Here is a 2,477-nt window from a genome sequence, read left to right on the forward strand (position 1 = left end):
GTATATTTATTCGAAACATAATTTTTGATTGATGAATAGCGACGGTACAAACTGATATCATCTAATTTGCCAATAAACACATCAAACTCTTTATTAGATAAATAGTGATTAGTTTCTGGGAAGAATATATAGTAAAATACACCGTATAAGTAAAAGTCTGGAAATAAATTTTCAAACCCATCATCATCAAACCCATCGGCTACAATTTGTGGTTCACCACAATAAGAATGGTTTGTCACCATATAATTTTTTAATTGTTGATTAACATAGATACAGTCAACCATCAAATTATTATCCTTAATCATTATTGGTATATAAGCATCAGTATTATCAGAAGCTGTATTAGAATAATAAAATGCCGGTTTATTATTCCATCTAGAAAAATCAATGTATACCATACCTCTAATTCCAATTACATTTTTAAGGGATTTATTAATATTTTTTCCATGTACTTCCAATATGCCGGGTTTTATAAAAACTTCACTCTCCTTCTCATCACAAAAGTAAGAAGTAAATTTATAAGGTTTAGCATTAAGGTTAAAGTGATAATTTTCTACAAATGTTTTATTTGAACAAGGTTGCTTTGCATAGCAAACAGTACTGATGATTAGCATGAATATTAATAATACTATTTTTTGCATATTAAAACTCCTCAATCAAATGCTCCTGTCGAAAATGCTAATATTTATTCTGTTGCGTTTGTACCCCACATGCTATTAAATGCCACACCCTCAATCCATTTAACTATTTCATCTTGCTCTTTATTTTTATAACTTACCTTATACCAGATATCAGGATATTCACTTTTTTTTAGCTTCTCTTTATTCCAAATCACATCCAGAATTTTAACAAAATCATTTTTTACCAAATACATATCCGTTGGATGGCTATCATTAGGCTCATCATAAAGTGGTACTTTTTCTTGCTGAATATATGACTTGATATTTCGTTTGATGGTCGATTTGTCTAATCGTTTCGCTAATGCTGTTTTATCATAAAAAGTAATCTTCCCTTTTGAATCGATAATATCTAAACCGATAAAACTCTCAGCGCTTTCTCGACTTGCCATCCGTTGATAAATTTGTGACTCTTTAAAATGGTATTCTTTGTCCTTATTAGCCATGATAACTTTATATTTGAAAGCATAATCATTTATTGATGAATAGCGACGGTAAAAACTGATATCATCTAATTTGCCAATAAAAACATCAAACTCTTTATTAGATAAATAGTGATTAGTTTTTGAAAAAAATATATAGTAAAATACGCCATCTAAGTAAAAGTCTGGAAATAAATTTTCAAACCCATCATCATCATCAAACCCATCGGCTACAATTTGTGGTTCACCACAATAAGAATGGCTAGTTGCCAAATAATTTTTTAATTGTTGATTAATATAGATACAGTCAACCATTAAATTGTTATTTTTAATGATTATTGGTATATAGGCCTCGGTATCATCTGAAGCGGTATTAGAATAATAAAATGCCGGTTTATTATTCCATCTAAAAAAATTTATGTATACCATACCTCTAATTCCAATTACCTTTTTAAGGGATTTATTGATATTTTTTCCATGTACTTCCAATATACCGGGTTTTATAAAAACTTCACTCTCCTTCTCATCACAAAAATAAGAAGTAAATTTATAAGATTGAGCATTAAGGTTAAAATGATAATTTCTTAATGATGTTTTATTTGAGCAAGGCTGCTTTGCATAGCAAACAGTACTGATGATTAACGTGAATATTAACCATATTATTTTTTGCATACTAAAACTCTTCAGTCAATTTACTGAATAAATTTGATATCAATAACACAAAATTTTTCAATTCGTGTCACCCTTCATAAAAATCTTAGTGTTATTATTAGTTAGGATAAATATCACCAGATGGTAAAGGCTTTCCCATTAATCCATTTCACCATTTCACCTTGATCTTTACTTTTATAACTTACCTTAAACCAGATATCAGGATATTCACTTCTTTTTAGTTCCTCTTTATTCCAAATCACATCCACAATTTTAACAAAATCATTTTGAACCAAATACATATCAGTTGGATGGCTATCATTAGGCTCATCATAAAGTGGTACTTTTTCATGCTGAATATATGACTTTATATTTCGTTTGATGGTCGATTTGTTTAATCGCTTTGCTAATGCCGTTTTATCATAAAAAGTAATCTTCCCTTTTGAATCGATAATATCTAAACCAATAAAACTCTCAGCGCTTTCTCGACTTGCCATCCGTAGATAAATTTGTGACTCTTTAAAACGGTATTCATAGTCCTGATTTGCCATGATAAGCGTATATTTATTTGAAACATAATTTTTGATTGATGAATAGCGACGGTACAAACTGATATCATCTAATTTGCCAATAAAAACATCAAACTCTTTATTAGATAAATAGTGATTAGTTTCTGGAAAGTATATAAAATAAAACACGCCGTCTAAGTAAAAGTCTGGAAATAAAT

Annotated in this window: 3 protein-coding genes; all 3 read right to left on the bottom strand. The window is 29.2% G+C overall.

The window, feature by feature from the left end:
- A partial coding sequence (locus A9G11_RS12240; protein ID WP_141674426.1) for a hypothetical protein occupies window positions 1-641 on the bottom strand: 641 nt, incomplete at its 3' end.
- A gap of 44 nt (window positions 642-685) precedes the next feature.
- Window positions 686-1,771, bottom strand: a complete 1,086-nt coding sequence (locus A9G11_RS12245) for a hypothetical protein (RefSeq protein WP_065619884.1) — start codon at window positions 1,769-1,771, stop codon at window positions 686-688.
- A 113-nt stretch (window positions 1,772-1,884) separates the two neighbouring features.
- A partial coding sequence (locus tag A9G11_RS14510; protein WP_176701275.1) for a hypothetical protein occupies window positions 1,885-2,477 on the bottom strand: 593 nt, incomplete at its 5' end.

Source organism: Gilliamella sp. wkB108, from assembly GCF_001690195.1.
GTDB classification, from domain to species: Bacteria; Pseudomonadota; Gammaproteobacteria; order Enterobacterales; family Orbaceae; genus Gilliamella; species Gilliamella apicola_L.

Coding starts and splice junctions, on each gene's coding strand:
- A9G11_RS12245 (WP_065619884.1), bottom strand. CDS start 1,771: ATGCAAAAAATAATATGGTTAATATTCACGTTAATCATCAGTACTGTT.